Source organism: Roseinatronobacter alkalisoli (assembly GCF_028745735.1).
GTDB lineage: Bacteria > Pseudomonadota > Alphaproteobacteria > Rhodobacterales > Rhodobacteraceae > Roseinatronobacter > Roseinatronobacter alkalisoli.
Map to the genome: position 1 here is coordinate 1 of NZ_JAQZSM010000043.1, position 16,316 is coordinate 16,316.

At 58.3% G+C, this 16,316-nt stretch carries 18 protein-coding genes and 1 pseudogene; 9 read left to right on the forward strand and 10 right to left on the reverse strand.

The features are described from left to right. A partial coding sequence (locus tag PUT78_RS21355; RefSeq protein WP_476453972.1) for a site-specific integrase occupies positions 1 to 759 on the forward strand: 759 nt, incomplete at its 5' end. Here PUT78_RS21355 and PUT78_RS21360 read toward each other — a convergent pair. Next, positions 718 to 2,157, reverse strand: coding sequence for an IS1182 family transposase (locus PUT78_RS21360; RefSeq protein ID WP_274354282.1), 1,440 nt, complete (start codon positions 2,155 to 2,157; stop codon positions 718 to 720). The genes PUT78_RS21355 and PUT78_RS21360 overlap by 42 nt on opposite strands. A 72-nt stretch (positions 2,158 to 2,229) precedes the next feature. Between PUT78_RS21360 and PUT78_RS21365 the strand changes: the two are divergent. From PUT78_RS21365 to PUT78_RS21395, 7 genes and pseudogenes are all read left to right on the forward strand, one after another. Next, positions 2,230 to 2,598 (forward strand): annotated as a pseudogene (locus PUT78_RS21365) (tyrosine-type recombinase/integrase); the annotation flags it as partial. A 186-nt stretch (positions 2,599 to 2,784) separates the two neighbouring features. Continuing rightward, entirely contained in the window at positions 2,785 to 3,564 is a 780-nt protein-coding gene (locus tag PUT78_RS21370) for a helix-turn-helix domain-containing protein (protein WP_337994716.1), read from the forward strand. 71 nt (positions 3,565 to 3,635) lie between these two features. Further along, entirely contained in the window at positions 3,636 to 4,037 is a 402-nt protein-coding gene (locus tag PUT78_RS21375; RefSeq protein ID WP_274354284.1) for a VOC family protein, read from the forward strand. 15 nt (positions 4,038 to 4,052) lie between these two features. After that, positions 4,053 to 4,457, forward strand: a complete 405-nt coding sequence (locus PUT78_RS21380) for a VOC family protein (protein WP_274354285.1) — start codon at positions 4,053 to 4,055, stop codon at positions 4,455 to 4,457. Beyond that, complete coding sequence (locus tag PUT78_RS21385; RefSeq protein WP_274354286.1) at positions 4,454 to 4,810, forward strand: DUF1801 domain-containing protein; 357 nt, start codon at positions 4,454 to 4,456, stop codon at positions 4,808 to 4,810. The genes PUT78_RS21380 and PUT78_RS21385 overlap by 4 nt, the downstream gene beginning before the upstream one ends. A gap of 239 nt (positions 4,811 to 5,049) precedes the next feature. Beyond that, on the forward strand, positions 5,050 to 5,649 hold the full coding sequence (locus tag PUT78_RS21390; protein ID WP_274354287.1) for a recombinase family protein: 600 nt from the start codon (positions 5,050 to 5,052) through the stop codon (positions 5,647 to 5,649). A 100-nt stretch (positions 5,650 to 5,749) separates the two neighbouring features. Continuing rightward, on the forward strand, positions 5,750 to 6,895 hold the full coding sequence (locus tag PUT78_RS21395) for an MFS transporter (RefSeq protein WP_274354288.1): 1,146 nt from the start codon (positions 5,750 to 5,752) through the stop codon (positions 6,893 to 6,895). A 186-nt stretch (positions 6,896 to 7,081) separates the two neighbouring features. On the opposite strand, the gene PUT78_RS21400 is transcribed toward PUT78_RS21395, so the two are convergent. The 9 genes from PUT78_RS21400 to PUT78_RS21440 all read right to left on the reverse strand — a co-directional run bounded on the left by PUT78_RS21400 (position 7,082) and on the right by PUT78_RS21440 (position 15,009). Continuing rightward, positions 7,082 to 8,044, reverse strand: a complete 963-nt coding sequence (locus PUT78_RS21400) for a hypothetical protein (RefSeq protein WP_274354289.1) — start codon at positions 8,042 to 8,044, stop codon at positions 7,082 to 7,084. An 89-nt stretch (positions 8,045 to 8,133) separates the two neighbouring features. Beyond that, the gene (locus PUT78_RS21405) at positions 8,134 to 8,892 is read right to left on the reverse strand and encodes a DUF1883 domain-containing protein (RefSeq protein ID WP_274354290.1); all 759 of its coding nucleotides are present in this window, start codon (positions 8,890 to 8,892) and stop codon (positions 8,134 to 8,136) included. Between the two features lie 315 nt (positions 8,893 to 9,207). After that, positions 9,208 to 9,612 carry an IS66-like element accessory protein TnpA gene (tnpA, locus tag PUT78_RS21410; protein WP_274354291.1) on the reverse strand — a complete coding sequence of 135 codons (405 nt, stop codon included), beginning with the start codon at positions 9,610 to 9,612 and terminating at the stop codon, positions 9,208 to 9,210. Between the two features lie 168 nt (positions 9,613 to 9,780). After that, entirely contained in the window at positions 9,781 to 10,344 is a 564-nt protein-coding gene (locus PUT78_RS21415) for a GNAT family N-acetyltransferase (RefSeq protein ID WP_274354292.1), read from the reverse strand. Then, on the reverse strand, positions 10,334 to 12,142 hold the full coding sequence (locus PUT78_RS21420) for an NAD(P)/FAD-dependent oxidoreductase (RefSeq protein ID WP_274354293.1): 1,809 nt from the start codon (positions 12,140 to 12,142) through the stop codon (positions 10,334 to 10,336). Before PUT78_RS21420 ends, PUT78_RS21415 begins: the two co-directional genes overlap by 11 nt. Positions 12,143 to 12,210: 68 nt before the next feature. After that, positions 12,211 to 12,813: a LysE family translocator gene (locus PUT78_RS21425; RefSeq protein WP_274354294.1), complete on the reverse strand. Its 603-nt coding sequence runs from the start codon at positions 12,811 to 12,813 to the stop codon at positions 12,211 to 12,213. 35 nt (positions 12,814 to 12,848) lie between these two features. Continuing rightward, positions 12,849 to 14,051, reverse strand: coding sequence for a pyridoxal phosphate-dependent aminotransferase (locus tag PUT78_RS21430; protein ID WP_274354295.1), 1,203 nt, complete (start codon positions 14,049 to 14,051; stop codon positions 12,849 to 12,851). Positions 14,052 to 14,078: 27 nt separating this feature from the next. Then, positions 14,079 to 14,558: a gamma-glutamylcyclotransferase gene (locus PUT78_RS21435; protein WP_274354296.1), complete on the reverse strand. Its 480-nt coding sequence runs from the start codon at positions 14,556 to 14,558 to the stop codon at positions 14,079 to 14,081. Positions 14,559 to 14,592: 34 nt separating this feature from the next. Beyond that, entirely contained in the window at positions 14,593 to 15,009 is a 417-nt protein-coding gene (locus PUT78_RS21440) for a DUF3830 family protein (RefSeq protein WP_274354297.1), read from the reverse strand. A 134-nt stretch (positions 15,010 to 15,143) separates the two neighbouring features. Here PUT78_RS21440 and PUT78_RS21445 point away from each other — a divergent pair, with 134 nt between their 5' ends. Continuing rightward, positions 15,144 to 16,040, forward strand: a complete 897-nt coding sequence (locus PUT78_RS21445; RefSeq protein ID WP_274354298.1) for a LysR substrate-binding domain-containing protein — start codon at positions 15,144 to 15,146, stop codon at positions 16,038 to 16,040. Positions 16,041 to 16,316: the final 276 nt, after the last annotated feature.

Here is a 16,316-nt window from a genome sequence, read left to right on the forward strand (position 1 = left end):
CCTGTCCTGCCCGCGCTGCTGACCGCCGCCGATGACCGAGCCCGCATGCGCTACATCGAGTTTTTCGCGGCGACGCTCCGCAACCCCAACACCCGCCGCGCCTATATCCGCGCTACAGGCGACTTCTTCCGCTGGTGCGAGCTGCATGGCATCCCATCACTGACAGCGGTGCAGCCGGTGCATGTCGCCACCTATATCGAGCAAATGACCGCGACGCTTTCCACGCCGACTGTCAAGCAGCGCCTGGCTGCGATCCGCCACCTGTTCGACTGGCTGGTGACGGGGCAGATCGTGCCCGTCAATCCGGCGGCATCAGTACGCGGTCCGTCGCACAAGGTGCGCCGTGGCAGGACGCCCGTGCTGGAGCCTGCCGAGGCGCGCAAGCTGCTCGACGCTATCGACATCACCACCGTAGGAGGCTTGCGCGACCGTGCGCTGATCGGGCTGATGGTCTATTCTTTCGCCCGCATCGGTGCGGCGCTCAGCATGAAGGTCGAAGACATCTATACGCAGCAGCGCCGCCTCTGGGTGCGGCTGCATGAGAAGGGCGGAGGCTGTGTGAAAACTCTGGGATCGGAACCGCGACGGGCACGATATTGGTCAGCGATTGAATTTCAGCTCGGATTGGTCGCAAACGGGGTTGTGGACGTGTCTGGGGGCTCGAAAAGTCGCCTTGAACCGCGCCGAACGGTCGATGGAAGCCGGTGCTGGCCCGATCTACCCCGGGATTGCCGCCATCAGCCCCTTGAGCCCGACTAGGGCGATCATGCGCTTGATGTTGTAGGCCAGCACATTCAGCGCCATTTCGGTGCCAACGCCCTCAAGCCGTCTTGTCAGGAAATGGCAGGGCCCTGTCCAGGACTTGATTGTGCCGAACGGGTGCTCGACCGTCGAGCGGCGCACACTCATCGGGGCGGCCGGGCTGCGGCGGCGGGCATTGGAGGCTTCGACCAGATGTTCATGTTCCCATCTTGAGACCCGCCGCTCATATCCTGTGGTGCAACGTTTCTTGATCTCGCAACTCTTGCATGCGTTTGTCCAGTAGCGCCGCATCTGCAGCCCCTGCTGTTCGGTTGTGGTGCGATGCGTCAGCGCCTGCCCTGCAGGGCAGCGGTAGACATCATTCTCATGCTCATAGGCGAAATCAGCCTTCACAAAACGCCCCTTTGACCGGGCACCGGATGTGTCCGATCTTGGCACGGTCGCGGTGATGCCGGCATTCTGGCAAGCAAGGATTTCAACGCCGCTGAAATATCCCTTGTCCGCAATGATGTGCAGATCCTCGCGCTGCAATGCGGCCTTCGCCTGTGTGGCCATCTTTGTCAGCAGGTCCCGGTCATGCCCCTGGTTTGTGACCTCATGCGCGACAATCAGATGGGTTTCGGCATCAACCACGCTCTGAACATTGTAGCCGACATGCCCGCTATGCTGCGCGCGTGTTGCCATAGCGCGGGCATCGGGATCGGTGAGCGATATCTGCCCGTCAGGAGCGTCGGCCAGTTTCTCTTCCATCGCCAGCAGGCGCTCGATCTCTTTGCGGATGCGGTGGTACCGACCGGTCAGATGCGCGGCCCGCTCTGCGCGCGCAGCACCGGTTTCCTGACGGTCAATCCGGTCGGCCTCCTCGATATAGCGGCCCACCTCGGCTTCCAGATGGGCAAGGCGGCTGGCGATCTTGCCCTTGGTGAAGTTCCGATCGCGATTGTTCACGGCCTTGAACTTGCTCCCGTCGACGGCCACAATATCACCCTTCAGAACACCGATCCGGCGGCACAGCTCAACGAATTTCGCGCAGATCTTGCGGATCGCTGGACCATTGACGCGCCGGAACTCCGCGATGGTCTTGTGATCTGGCACCAGCCGACCGGTCAGCCACATCAGCTCGACATTGCGCCCTGCCTCGCATTCCAACCGACGGCTGGACGGGATACGGTTCAGATAGCCGTAGATGAACAGCTTCAGCAACACAGACGGATGATACCCCGGCCGCCCCGTGCGCGCGGCGGCATGGCGTTGAAACCCAAGCGCACCCAGATCAAGCTGGCCGACGAACATATCCACCACGCGAACAAGATGATCTTCCCCGATCCAGTCATCCAAGCGCTCCGGAAAAAGCGTCGTCTGATCACGGCTGACACCCTCAATGAAACCTACCATCCGAACCCTCCAGGCCATGGGTAAGCATAGCATAAATCTGGGTTTTTACACAGCCTCGGCGGCAAGCGGCATGAGATGCCCTGCCACCATAACCTGGAAAGCTACCTGCACGCCTACACTGAAATGGCAGGCATCGTCGACGACCCCAAGGGACCGCTGTTTCGCACCATCGGGCGCGGCACGCAGATGCTTACCCGCACACCGCTGCCCCAAGCAAATGCCTATCAGATGATCCGTCGTCGCGCAGCTGCCGCCGACATCGCCACCAGGGTAAGCAACCACACTTTCCGCGCCACTGGTATCACCGCCTACCTGAAGAACGGCGGGACGCTGGAGAAGGCGGCGCAGATGGCAAATCATGCCTCGACCAGAACAACGCAGCTCTATGACCGGCGCTCGGACGAGGTGACGCTCGATGAAGTTGAAAGGGTGCTGATCTAGAATGACACAAACGTGCCAGAACCACGACAGTATAGCGCGGGGTTTCTGTCCTTCCTAAGCGCTTGATCTCAAACAGGCCAAGGTGTGCCGGACAAAAATGACCGGGGGATGTCTGGACAAGTGTTCATTTTTTGAACAATGACAGGATCGGCGGTTCGCGCCTTCATCCGCAGATTGGCTGCTTCTATGAGGCCCTCTTCAAGCTACGTCGAACTCCCGGCTGGGGCAGATCCGCTCCTCGGGATCGAAGCTGTCTGGTTGTCACTGGCAAATCAGCCCAGTAATCATCGCGTCTTACCAGATGGGCGTTGCGATATCATTCTGCGGTTCTGTGCCAGCACGGTCCCGATCAGTCGAATATCGGTGGTGGTGACCGGGCCGACGACCGCGTATTATGACGTTGCTGTTGAACCGGGCATGGGTTTCGCGGGTATCCGCCTGCGTCCGGGCTTTTTTCAATGCATTCTGGGTTTCAAGCCGATTTCCTTGCGGGAACAAACCTTGGTTGACGATGTCGCGATTTCGGCCTGTCCTCCTCTTGCAACACTTTGCGCCGAAACGGACACGCCTGAGGCGCTGCATGATCGGCTGATCGGCTTTGTGCGAAGCCGTGTCGGTCAGGATCATGCGCCGCTATCTAGGCAAACCCGCCGCATCCTGAGTGCATTCCACGCCTCCAGCGGTCGGCTGCCGGTTCAGGATATCGCTCGGATGCATGGCCTGAGTGCGCGCACAGTGCAACGCATCGTGCTGGATGCAACCGGCTTGCCGCCCAAATCCTATGCCCGGATCCTGCAGTTTCATCGGGCCATGCGCCTGCTGCGCGACCATCGGCTGAGCCCGTCCGAGGCGGCGGTAGAGGCGGGCTATGCGGATCAGGCCCACATGACCCACGCGTTGCGGCGCTTTGGTGGTCTTTCGCCAGCCAGACTGGCAGATGCGACGCTGGTGACGCTCAGGGACTGATGTCCGGTTTTTACAAGACCGGGAAAAGCGGCGCTGTCAATATCGGGCGAAACTAAAAGGGACGGCCGCCAATGACTGTCAGATTCGGCTACACCATTCTCTATGTTCCCGATGTGCGGGAAACCGTTGCTTTCTATGAGGCCGCCTTCGGCATGACTTTGCGGTTCCTGCATGAGAGCGGCCTTTATGCCGAACTGGAAACAGGCGCCGTCACCCTTGCCTTTGCAGGTGAAGAGATGGCCGAGATGAACGGGCTGGGCATTCGCCCGCAGCGCAAGAATGACCCGGCGCAGGCTGTTGAAATCGCCCTGATCTGCGATGATCCGAAATCGGCGTGGGACCGTGCCGTTGCGGCGGGCGCGCTGCCGCTTTCGCCCCCGCAAACCAAACCGTGGAACCAGATTGTTGGCTATGTCCGCGATCTGAACGGCTGCCTTGTCGAACTTTGCTCTGACATGACCAACCCCAACTGACGGAAAGCGACCTTCATGCGACCCACCACTGCCTCCCCCGCCATTGTCACGCCCCATGTCGCCGCATCGCGCGATTTTTATGTCAGATATCTGGGGGCCAGACTGGTCTTTGATTGCGGCTGGTTCATCAGCGTGGAATTCGGCCCCGGCCTTTCACTGCAATTCATGGAGCCACAGGCGGACCAGCCAGCCTGCGCGACCACTGGCCTGACCTATAATTTCTGCGTGGCAAACGTGGATGAGACCTATCGGGAGTTGCTGGCCTCCGGCCTGACTCCTGATGCCCTGCCAGAAGACCATCCCTGGGGTGACCGGGGTTTTGCCCTGCGCGATCCGAATGGCGTCACACTCTACATCTATTCCGACCGCGAACCCGCACCGGAGTTCCGGTCAGCTTATCTGACCGGAACAGCGCAATGAGCGCAGTGGAGGGGTTGCTTGAGGATCTGCGTCAGCATCGCGGCGCACTTTTCCCTATCGTTGTACGCCTTCGCGCCTTGGCGCTGGCGTCCGGCCCCCAAATCACTGAAGAGGTCAAATACGGTGGCATCCTCTTTGCCTCGCGCACGGGTTTCTGTGGCGTTTTCGCCTATCGGAACCATGTGACGCTTGAGTTCAGCGAGGGTCACACGCTACCCGATCCGCATGGAGTTCTGGCGGGCCAAGGAAAGGTCCGGCGACATATTCGTATTGATTCAGAGCATGACATCGAGACTAAACACGTCGATGATTATGTGAAGGTCGCGCGGGCGCACAGCGATGGCAGCTCCTGACAGCTTTCACGGACCCGTGCGACCTCGGCTACATCATCGGTGATGATCTGCCCCTCCGATCTGTCCGCAAGGGGATCGTTCACCGGACGCCGGATCATTGACGAACTACTCCCAGTGTTTGCGGCAGAAAACGATTCTCATTTGACTGGTCCGACTATAATATCATTGAAGGGGTGTCTTGTGTTACACACGACGGCGGCCGGAACGAAACTCGGCCGATTTCGGCGCAAGGATCACCCATGTCAAAAACCCGCATCGGCTATGCCCGCTGTTCGACCGACAAACAGGACCTCGCCGCACAGCGGGCAGCGCTCCTTGATCTCGATGTGACGGAAGATCGGATCTACACCGATCATGGATTGACTGGCACAAACCGGGAGCGGCCAGGTCTGGCTCAGGCACTGGCAGCAGTCCGTGAAGGGGACACGCTTGTCGTGCCGAAGCTGGACCGCCTGGCGCGGTCGGTCCCGGACGCCCGGGCCATCGCGGATGAACTGGAGAAGCGCGGGGTCAAGTTGGCATTGGGCGCATCGGTCCATGACCCGACCGATCCAATGGGCAGGATGTTCTTCAATATCCTCGCCACCTTCGCTGAATTCGAGGCCGACCTGATCAGGATGCGCACGAGGGAAGGCATGGCCATCGCCCGCGCCAAGGGAAAGCTGAAGGGCAAGAAACCAAAGCTATCGGATCGCCGTCAGACAGAATTGCGCCGCATGTATGACACGGGTGATTACTCGATCAGCGATCTGGCAGAGCTGTTCGACGTATCGAGGCCCACCGTCTATCGGGTCTTGCAACGGACTCCGAGCGCCAATGCGTCTTCGGCTACGACGTAGCTGCCCTTCGCTGCGCGGTGCATGAACTTACACAACGCGGGACATTGCGGTCGTTCGGTTCTGTCACGGCGATGTCATTCGAGCTGAATAAGTCTCGGCAATGCGGCACCGTATTCTTGTTTTACTCATCCTCGCGTTGACCCAGATCACCGGCTGGGGTGCGGTAAGCGTGCTACCCGTCCTCGCGAGGCATATTTCGAGCGAGTTCGAGACATCCCTACCCTCCATTTTCGTTGGAACATCGGTGATGTTCGTGGCCATGGCTCTTGCCGCACCCTTGGCTGGCTGTGCCTTTCGCCGGTTCACAACGCGAAAGGTCATGGCCGCAGGTGCGGGACTGATCGGCTTGTGTCTCTGCCTTCTTTCAACGGTGTCGAGCCTGTTAGGCTTTTGGATCGTGTGGGCGCTGATCGGGGGAGCTGGTGCGATGTTTCTCACGACCGCCGCTTATTCTTGGTTGGCAGAATATGCTGATAACCGCGCCCGCAGTCTTATCGGCACGCTGATGCTGGTGACGGGACTCGCAGGCAGCGTATTCTGGCCAATCACTGCCTTTCTTGAACATCTCGTGGGATGGCGCGGCGCGGTGCTGATTTTCGGCTGGGTTATGCTTCTTATCTGCCCTTTGGTTCGGTTCGGGCTGCCTGCGACCAGTTCCTTGCCCCCTGCACCTGTGGTGCAAGGATCAACCCGCAAGGGGCCGGTCCTTGCACTGCTTGTCACAGCCATTGCGCTCAACAGCTTCGTCACCTTCGGCATTGAGGCGGTAGGGATCGAGCTTCTGCACGCGATGGGAGCAGAGCTTTCCAGTGCCGTCGCGGTCGCATCACTTCTTGGCGTGTTTAAGGTCGGCGGCAGGGTGATCGATCTGCTGGGCGGACGGCGTTGGGATGGGATGTCCACCGGCCTGGTGTCAGGAGCGATGATTCCAATGGGTCTTGCCGCGATCTGGGCGGGTGGCGCAAGCTTGGTTGGCCTTGGCGGCTACCTTGTGTTGTTTGGCATTGGCAGCGGAGCCTTCGCCGTCGCACGCGCGACAATGCCGCTTACCTTCTACGCAAAGGCCGATTATGCGGCGACGATGTCGATCATCGCGCTACCGATGAATCTTATCAACGCTTTGGCGCCGCCGTTGCTTGCGGCCCTTCTGACAGGGATCGGGGTTCAGGCCGTCTTCACCCTCATGGGGATGCTGAGCCTGTTGGCATTCGGTGTGCTGCTTTTGTTGAACATGATGAAAGGCTGATCGCCCGACGCCGTGTGATCGCAATGGCTCCGACCTGCCTATCGCGGGATCACGCAAGAACGTTCGCTCTACTGTTTTGGCCAAGCTGCAAGCCCAAATACGCCACCTAACGCTGTCAGAAAGATGCCAAATAGCGGTGACAGTCACAGCTAGGGTGTCACGACGGGCCAGAAACGACCGTTTTTGTCACGCTCCACTGCTATCGCGCACAATCCCGATCAGACGGCGAAACTCGTCGTCCGGCGTTGCCTGTTTCCAGAAGTTGATAAAGCGGCAGACCAGCTGAAGGTTTGCCGCCTCATAGTGCCCGCCGCTATCGATCCGGTCCGCTGACGGCAGCATGTTCCTGTCTCCCTCATACTGAAAGGGCAGTCCGGTGATCGCGCAGCGCTCCTTCTGCTGCTCCAGAAGACGCGGCAACAGTGCATCAAGCTCGCTTGCTAGCATCTTCAGGTCTTTGTTTTTGACCGTCACCTCCGCCTTCTGCCCGTTGGAATTCTGCACGGTGTTCAGGATCGAGTATTTCATATTCGCAAGGGCTTTGGCCTTGCCGTCGCCGATACGCACCTTGCCCGCCCCGTTCGCGGGTTTTGGGGCAGCCCCGTCAACGTCAATCCCCCACCAGATGGCGTCCAACGTCCACAAGTCGATTTCAAGCTTCCGGGCCAGATCGAGCAGTACCTGATTGACCGCGACATATCGCTCCCCTGTTGTCGCGCCGCGCCTGAAAGCAGGCCACAGCCGGAGAGAGCGGAGGGACTTCTCCGAAGTCCCGTTCCACACCCCGTATTTTTCCGGGTAGGCAACCAGCAGGATGGCAGAGAGTTTCGCCACGCCCATGCCTGGCGCCTCGATCACGGCATCAACCCGTTCACGGATCGGGCGCGCCTCGTCCACCAGCACGCTGAGCACCTGCCGCAATCCGTCCATGTCCGCATAGAGTTGCGGCTGACGCTCCAGGCCCGTCCAGTGCTTATTGTGCTCGATACTCAGGAAATCCCGGAAAACACCCTCGTCCAGGTCAGTCACCGAGCCGGGTTGAAAGAACGGAGAAAACCGCCCCAAAACCTCGTCGCGGTTACCGATAATCTTCCGGACTTCCAGCTCGTTCTTAGCAGAGATCAGTTTCTCAATGGCTCCCGGGTTCACAATACCGCTCCGTAAAAATTAGCACGGAAGATCAATACCCGCCGAAACGGGAACGGCATAGAAAATTGTCCGGAACAGGAGATGACGCCTTACTCTCTCAGAAGTCCGAAGATCTCCTGCGCGATTTCATCGACCGTGTGCATGGCTGTGCTCCGCGCAACCTTGTCGGCAAGGGAAGGGCTGAAATCCATGACCTGCTGCTTCGTGATCTCGTGCCAGATCGGCAGCAGAATCTGTTCGCCGGAAACAGACCGCGTGACGATCCCGTCCAGCTCATAGTTCGTCCAGCCCTTGCTGATGAAGGAAGGGGAAATAACCACGAGACCGACGCGGCTTCTGGCCAGACCGGCGTCAATCTTGCGGCGCAGGCTGTCGCCGATGCGAAGGGTGAATTCATCGTACCAGACCGCCAGCCCTTTCCCCTGAAGGGCTTCCGCCAGGGAGCGGACAATCGAATCCTTGTCTTCGGAGGCGTGCGAAATGAAGACATCATAGGCTTCCGCGTCGTCCGACACCGCCGGAGGCACGTCTCGGACTAGACCGGGAACGGAGTTCAGGGGGGCCTCGCGGATTTCGGGCAACGGACTCGGCAGAACACGGACGGACGCACGTGTCGAACCGCGCAGTCCCTGCATGTCAATCGCGACGTGCCAATGGCCGCTACTCGGTATCTGTAAACGAACCGGAGATTTTTTAGCTAATCCGCCGACATACTGGTGCCGCCGCCCATTCTTATAGTTGGAAAAGTTGGAGTTCGTCATAAGGCGAACGTTGGCACCGCTGGTAAGTGTAACTTCGACAATCTCACCACGCTGTCGGGAGCCTAGGTCATTGTGAATAAACTGCACGTTTCCTGCCTTTCTCGCGGATCAGAACTCCTTGCCCGCCACTTTTGAATAGATATTCCCGTAACGCCACGACACAAAGCGGCTCATCTCCCCCTTGCAGTCACTGCTTCGACAAGAATTATTGATGGCTCTTGATGCGCGTCCAGTTCGGCCGTAGCTAAAGCATATAGGTTTACCCCGATCCCCAATGCGAAAACCAACACTCCATTTCGGATCGAAACGACAGCCGCGGTGGTTTCGTTCGACCGAATGAGATTGTCGCGTTCAAATGTTCTGCACCGTCCGGCATCAGACCCCTACCTGCTGGGAATGCAATCATGATGGATCCAATACTTGCACAAGGCGCGCCAGCGCAGTCGGGTCGATTGAGGCAACAACTGAAAGGCACCGGCCATTCGTCAGAGTGATCTCCACCCTGTCACCTGTACTCGCAATAGTCTCAGGTTCCGGCGCAGGAGGCTCCGGGGCAGCAAGCGTCACCGGCATGAAAGTCGGAGGTGCGGGCCCATCCAAAACGACGCCGCTACGATATTGTCGTCGCCAGCGCACCAATAGTGTGCGGCCAATATCATGACGTCGGGCAGTCTCGGCCACACTCCCGCGCGGCCCGAAACTTTCTTCTACAATGCGAACCTTCTCTGCATCCGTCCAGCGCCGACGGCGGCCGGTATCGGTGACAGAGAGGATCTCGATTTCGGGTCTGTATCTATGCTCGGACATAGCGTCGGATTTAAACGCAAGACCTCAGACCACAAAGACGGCCCACGCCGGATGAATACCTTCTATGAGGCCCTCTTCAAGCTACGTCGAACTCCCGGCTGGGGCAGATCCGCTCCTCGGGATCGAAGCCTCCGGCATTAGACTCCTCATCCTGCCCCCTACCGGGATCTACCCCAGCTTGCACCAGCGGGCCTTGGGCAAGGCAAAGCATAGCGTGTCGCGGTCAACACCCTTCACGACCATCTGTTTCAGGATGGTCTGAGTATGCGCGAACCCAAGCTTTTCCGCCAATCTGGCCGAGGCGATGTTGCGTGCGTCGCAGCGCCACTTCAGCACGTCACAGCCAAACTGGGTAAAGGCGGCTGCGATCAGCAGCGCAACGGCGGCTTTGCCAATCCCGCCACCTTTGGCCGGGGCCGCAAAGACGACATAGCCGATTTCGAGGCCCCGACAGGCCGGTTCCGGGTGCAGCAGGCTCATCTTGCCCAGAATGCCGCCGGTTGCAGGGTCCGTGATCACATAGGCGGCAAAGGCGGTATGGTGCAGAAAATCGTGCAGATGGGCGGTATACAGCGCTGCCGTGGCAAAGGGGCCATCCCGCAGATATTGCCAGGTTGCGTCATCCGCGAACAGGTCGTGTAACGTCGCGCCATGCAAGGCCGATTGCAGCGGGACCAGATCAAACCCGGTCCCGCGCAGGGTTTCTGACGCGTGGTCGCGATCAGGCCACAAGGGCAGCGACAGTCTGGCGATACTGTGTCTGCAACTGGAACCGGGTGAAGCGGGCCGGCTGATAGTCATAATGCATCTGATGCGGACGGCCGTCAAAGGCAGATAGAATAGCCGCCGCGATCACCGGGGATTGCGCAAAACCGCCCGTATTATGCCCGCCGGTCACGATACATTTGTTGCCATCTGCGGTCTCTTGCATCTCAAACACCCCGAGGCTGGTCGATGTCCATGGCCGCACGCAATATTTCAGGCTGTCGCGCAGCGTGCCCTTGTCGACATGCGCCTGATACAGATCCGGAAAATAGGTTCTGGCCGTGTCGATCAGGCCGTCATACATCTTTTCCAGCAAAGCCGGATCAATATTATCCGGGTCAAACCCTGTAAAGCCATAGCCAGAGCCGATGATAAGCGCGGGGTTTCCGCTGGCATCGGTTGAGATGGTCACGTTGGAATCTTCGACGATATGGCCTTTCCGGGCCAGTTTTAGCGAGTTTTCAAGGCTATTTTCTAAGCAGGGCAGTGTCAGCCAAGCCCCCAGCACGCCACAGATTTTCCCGGCTGTTTCCGTGCTGTCCAGCAAACCATTCGCATAGACCCCCGGCGAGATCACCAGATTGTCGACTGCAATCTGCTCTCCCCCGGCAGCGATCAGATGCGAAACCTGCCCTTGCGCCGTGTGCCGCAGCACCGAAATCGGGCTGTTCCATGTGATCGGCACACCCATGGCGTCCAGCCGTGCAAGTATACCCAGCACAAAAGCATGCACCTTGACGGTGAAGCCGTGAACATAAACACCCCCGGCAATCTTGCCATTGGCGACGGCCTCCTTCAGACTGGGCTGCGCTTCGGCGACTTCGGCGGCGCTGACCACTTCAATCGTTGCGCCAATCCGGTTCTGGCGGGCCAGAGCGGCCTGATACTGCGTCGGGTCTGCGTAAATCCGCAAGATCCGGTCCTTGTAGCAACTGTTTTCAAACAGCGCCGGGTCTTTCTGGATCCATGCCTGCCAGTAATACCAGCTTTCGCGGTTATGTGCTAAAATATCGTCGTTGAACTGATCTGCCAGCCAGACAGGCACCGATTGGAATTCGTCAACCCAGCTCTGTTCCTGCGCGTTCAGTCCTGTGTCGCCAAAGATGTTCCAGCCCAAAGCCGTGATGGGTTTGGAGAAATAGTTGTTCATATCGTTATGGACGGAACGGCAGTTGTAATTATCCATTTCCGACAAGGTGAACATCCGCGCATTTCCACCGCCATGGCTGCACCCCAGCGCATCCCAGGACGGATTGCTGCGCGGGTCGGCTTTTGCGTCGATCATGCTGACCTGATAGCCTTGGCTTGCAAGGAAATAAGCCGAGATCAGATTGACAAGACCACATCCGACAAAGGTCACATTCCGGCTGTTGACGGGGCGGTAAAGCTCCATTGCAACAAGGTCTTGCTTGATTGCGTTTTCAAGCGCCTTCATCCCCGCGATATAGCAGGATGCGCCGTCCTGCGGTGCGGTGCAGATAACCTTTACCCCCGCGCGCGTTGCCATGGCTTGCTGGGCATTGGTCAGCCCGCGTTTGTTCACCAGAATGATTGTCAGCGACCAGTTCCGCGCCTTGCACTCGTTGAAAAAGGCATCGTTGAACAGCCATTCCTTTACTACGATCCCTTCCACGTCATTGCCAAACACGGCCCGCGACAAATCGCGGTTTCCTTTTTGGGCTACGTCGGGGCGATACAGAACATTCCCATCCAGAATGCTCGCCGCAGTTTGATCGTTCAGAGGTTCAAAAATCGCAATACGCATGAAAGTCTCCTGAAACCTATCACTAGTTAGGGTTGGCCTTTGGCGGCATTGGCGGCAGGGGGGTGATGTCAGACAGCGACAACATAACCCGCCGTGCCGATCAGAAGGGCCGCCATGGAATAGTTGAAAATCATCAAGCCACGGGAGTTTGACAAAAAGCGGCCAATGCCGACGCCAAAGGTGGCCCAGGTTGAAGCCGACACCACATTCACCGCAAGGCAAACTGTGAAAATCGCGATGCCCGCGCCAATAGGCGATGTGCCAGCGGGCAGGAAAATGGTCGCGGTTGTGGTGGCCTTGACCCATGCTTTGGGGTTGATGAACTGAAACAGCGCCGCTTCCATCATGGTCAGCGGTTTTTGCGGGACGGTGGCGTTTTTCACCTTTGCCCCGATCAGCTTGACCGAAAGGTAAATCAGATAGGCCGCGCCGACCCATTTCAGCACCTCCTGGATCACCGGATACAGGGTAAAGATAGCGCCCAGACCAAGGCACAACAAAAACGTCTGCACCGAACAGCCAAGCCCGATGCCTGTGATATGCGGGATGGTGCGGTTAAAGCCGAAATTGGCACCTGACACCGTCAACATCACATTGTTGGGGCCTGGAGTGATGGACATCGTCCAGTAGTAAATCGCGAGAGCGACGAATGAGATGCCGAAAAGTACCATGATATAGTCCTGCAAAAAGGGGGAAAGGCGCGGGCTTAGGTCAGCGCCGCGCAAAAGGCGTGAATCCGATCGCAGGCCGTCTCGATCGCGGCGGTAGAGGTGGCATAGGAAATCCGGAAATTCCCGGCCTGCCCAAAGGCGCTGCCATGAACGACGGCGACATGATGTTCTTCCAGCAAGGCTGAGACAAAGCTTTCGTCATCCGTGATCAGCCGCCCGTTGGCCGTGGTCTTGCCAATCGCGCCTGCACAGGACGGGAAAACATAAAAGGCCCCTTCCGGCATCGGGCAGGACAAGTGCGGGATCTGGTTCAAGCGGGAAACGACCAGCTTGCGGCGGGCGTCGAAACTGGCGCGGAAGGCAATCAGGTGGTCTTGTGGCTCGTCCAGCGCCGCAACCGAGGCCCATTGCGCAATCGAACAGGTGCCCGAGGTTTGCTGCCCCTGCAAAAGCACCATGGCATCAATCAGCTCTTTCGGGCCCCCGGCGTAACCGATCCGCCAGCCCGTCATCGCATAGGCCTTGGAAACACCATTCAGCGTCAGCGTGCGGTCGTAAAGCCGCGGCTCGATCTGCGCCGGAGAGGTGAAAACGAAATTGCCATAAACCAGATGCTCATACATGTCATCGGTCAGGATCATGACATCCGGGAAATCCAGCAAGACATCTGTGAGGGCCTGCAACTCTTTGCGGGTATAGGCCGCACCCGAAGGGTTGGAGGGCGAGTTCAGGAAAATCCAGCGGGTCTTGGGTGTAATGGCGGCGCGCAGGTCATCCGGCTGCACCTTGAAATCCTTTTCCATCACCGTGGGCAAGGTAACGGGCACACCGCCACACAGCCCGACCATCTCGGGATAGGAAACCCAATAGGGGCTTGGGATGATGACCTCATCCCCGGCGTTCAAACTGGCCCGCAGCGCGTGGTAAATCACATGCTTGGCCCCGGTCGACACGATGATCTGATTCGGCGCATAGGTCAGATCATTCTCGCGCTTGAACTTGCGGCAGATCGCCTCGCGCAGCTCAGGGATTCCGGCGACCGTGGTGTATTTGGTTTCACCGCGGGCAATGGCCTCGATCGCGGCGGCCTTGATATGGTCGGGCGTATCGAAATCAGGCTCGCCCGTCGACAAAGAGATCACATCCAGCCCCGCCGCTTTCAACTCTCTGGCTTTTTGCGTGATGGCAATGGTTTCCGACGGACGCAGATTGGAAATCGCATCTGAGATTTGTATCATGGTCTTACCTTTGGGTGTTTGGCGCGGCTATTCGGCGGGTTCAGGGCAAAGCGGAACGGACTTAAGCTGCGCAATGTAATCTGCGGGCAGCATGTCATGACCTTCCAGCAAAAAGGCCATGTAGCCGCTGCGCGGCCGCAGATCGGCCCCAAGATTGTTGAAGGCGATATAGGTGACAGCATCGACGAAGCAGTCGTTTGCTACGTCAAAGACGGGCACTGTCAGCCTTTCATACTGGCCGCTGGCCACATTCTCATATTTATCAAGGATCTTCAGCCCGGCCTCGGGCATCTCGTTCAAGGTGCCGTAAATAGAGGCTTCCGGGTTCCTTTGAATATTGCCCGCCCCGGCCCCGATGAAATAGGCCGATGGCTTGTTGAACACCAACTCAAAGCCATCCAGACGCCCCAACCGGCGCGACGACAAGCTGACCCCTTCGGGTTTCAATCGATCGGTTTCAAGCCGTGTCAGGCTGAGGTTAGAGCCATAGGCAAAATAATAGGGCATTACAGACAATTCCTTGGAAAAACGAGGGGCGGCGTCACTGTGCCAGCGCGAACCATGTCGCTTGCGCACCCTTGCGCATGGCCAAATCACCAAGCGCGGCCAGATTTTCCAGGCCCGAGGTCAGGGTGATGAAATGGTTGCCCGCAAGGGGGCCGACCTTGCTGAGGAAATGCGCCGCGCCATAAGCCAGCATCAGTTCCGTTTCACTCAACCCGCCGGGATAGAGAATAAGCTGTCCAGGGGTGGGGTGGCTGGTCGGATTTTCATAACCGACGCCAAAGTCCATATCGCCAAGCGGTGCCCAAACGCATTCGCCGCTCCACTTCACATGCATCAACTCGGTCACGAAGGGCAACACCTTGACAAAGGCCGCACAGGTTAACGGGGCCAAAGCGGTTTCCAGCCGGGCCTCAAACACAAAGGGCCCTGTGGTGATCATGATTTTGGTCATTTGACATGCTCCGACGAGGCAGATGAACACTGATGATGTGCGGCCCGCCTCACACGTCATGATGGTTAACAGTTTGCGCCGCACACTTATTGGATATATTGATTCCGGGATATCGATTTTAGTTAGGGTTTTATGTGACCAAAAGGAGAGTAACAAAGCGCTCTAATCTACCTTTGAATGCGCTGCGTTCCTTTGAGGCAGCCGCCCGCTTGGGGCGTCAGCATGCCGCCGCCGAGGAATTGCTGGTTACACATGGCGCCATCAGCCGCCAGATTTGTAAGCTGGAAGAATACCTTGGGCTTGACCTTTTTTCCGGCGCAAAGCGCACCCCCGAGCTGACCCCCGAAGGCCAGCGCCTGCTGGAAGAACTGACCCCGGCCTTTGACCAACTGGATGCCGCCGTGCGCCGAGTGTTGGATGAAAAGGAACGCGTGTTGCGGGTATCTTGTTACAGCACCTTTGCTATGCTTTGGCTGATCCCCCGGTTGTCCCGCTTTCGAGAAATCCACCCCGATATCGTTGTCCAACTCAGCACCGACAGCGCGGATATGGGGGCCGCGCGCATGGCGCATGATCTGAAAGTGCTTTTGCTGGACAGCAAAACCGATCTTGGCCCGCATGACAGCATTCTTGTGAATGAAAAGCTGGGGTATATCCTGTCGCCACGACACCTGACCGAAGGTGTGGCGGCAAAGCCTGACCTGCTGTGCCAGATTCCCCAGATTGCAACCTCGACCCGGCTGGATGCATGGCTTGTCTGGGTGGGACTGACAGGGATGGATCAGGCGTTTCAGCCGCAATCCGCAGCCATGATCTATGAGCATTATTCCTTTGCGATTGAGGCCGTCACCAATGGGCTGGGCGGCTGTGTCGCCCCCTATCATCTGATCGTCGACCGGCTGGACGAAGGCAGGCTGGTGGCACCTTTCGGCTTTGTCGAAAGCAAGCGGACCTATGTCGCCCGCTCTGTCTGCGCGCCCAACCGGCGCAGCAAGGCCTTTATTACCTGGCTTCAGAATGAGCTGACCTGAGCCGCGCGCGCCCCCCTTGGTCTGTGGCGGTAATCCCCCCATTTTTAACGGGGTGCATTCGTAGTTCTTATGCGGCCGTTTTCAGTTTCTGGGAGGGCGTCTCTGTCCGGCAGCGGACATTCGTGGAGAGCGCGGCGAAATCTCGGATTGAGCCCACTCTGCCAAATGCTGCAACGCCAACGGATGTCCGCTTACAAAGATCTAAGGATTGCCAATCACGGCCTCCAAATAAGCGTTCTGTGCGTGAAGTAGAAACGCTTTTGCAGGGGTCGCGAC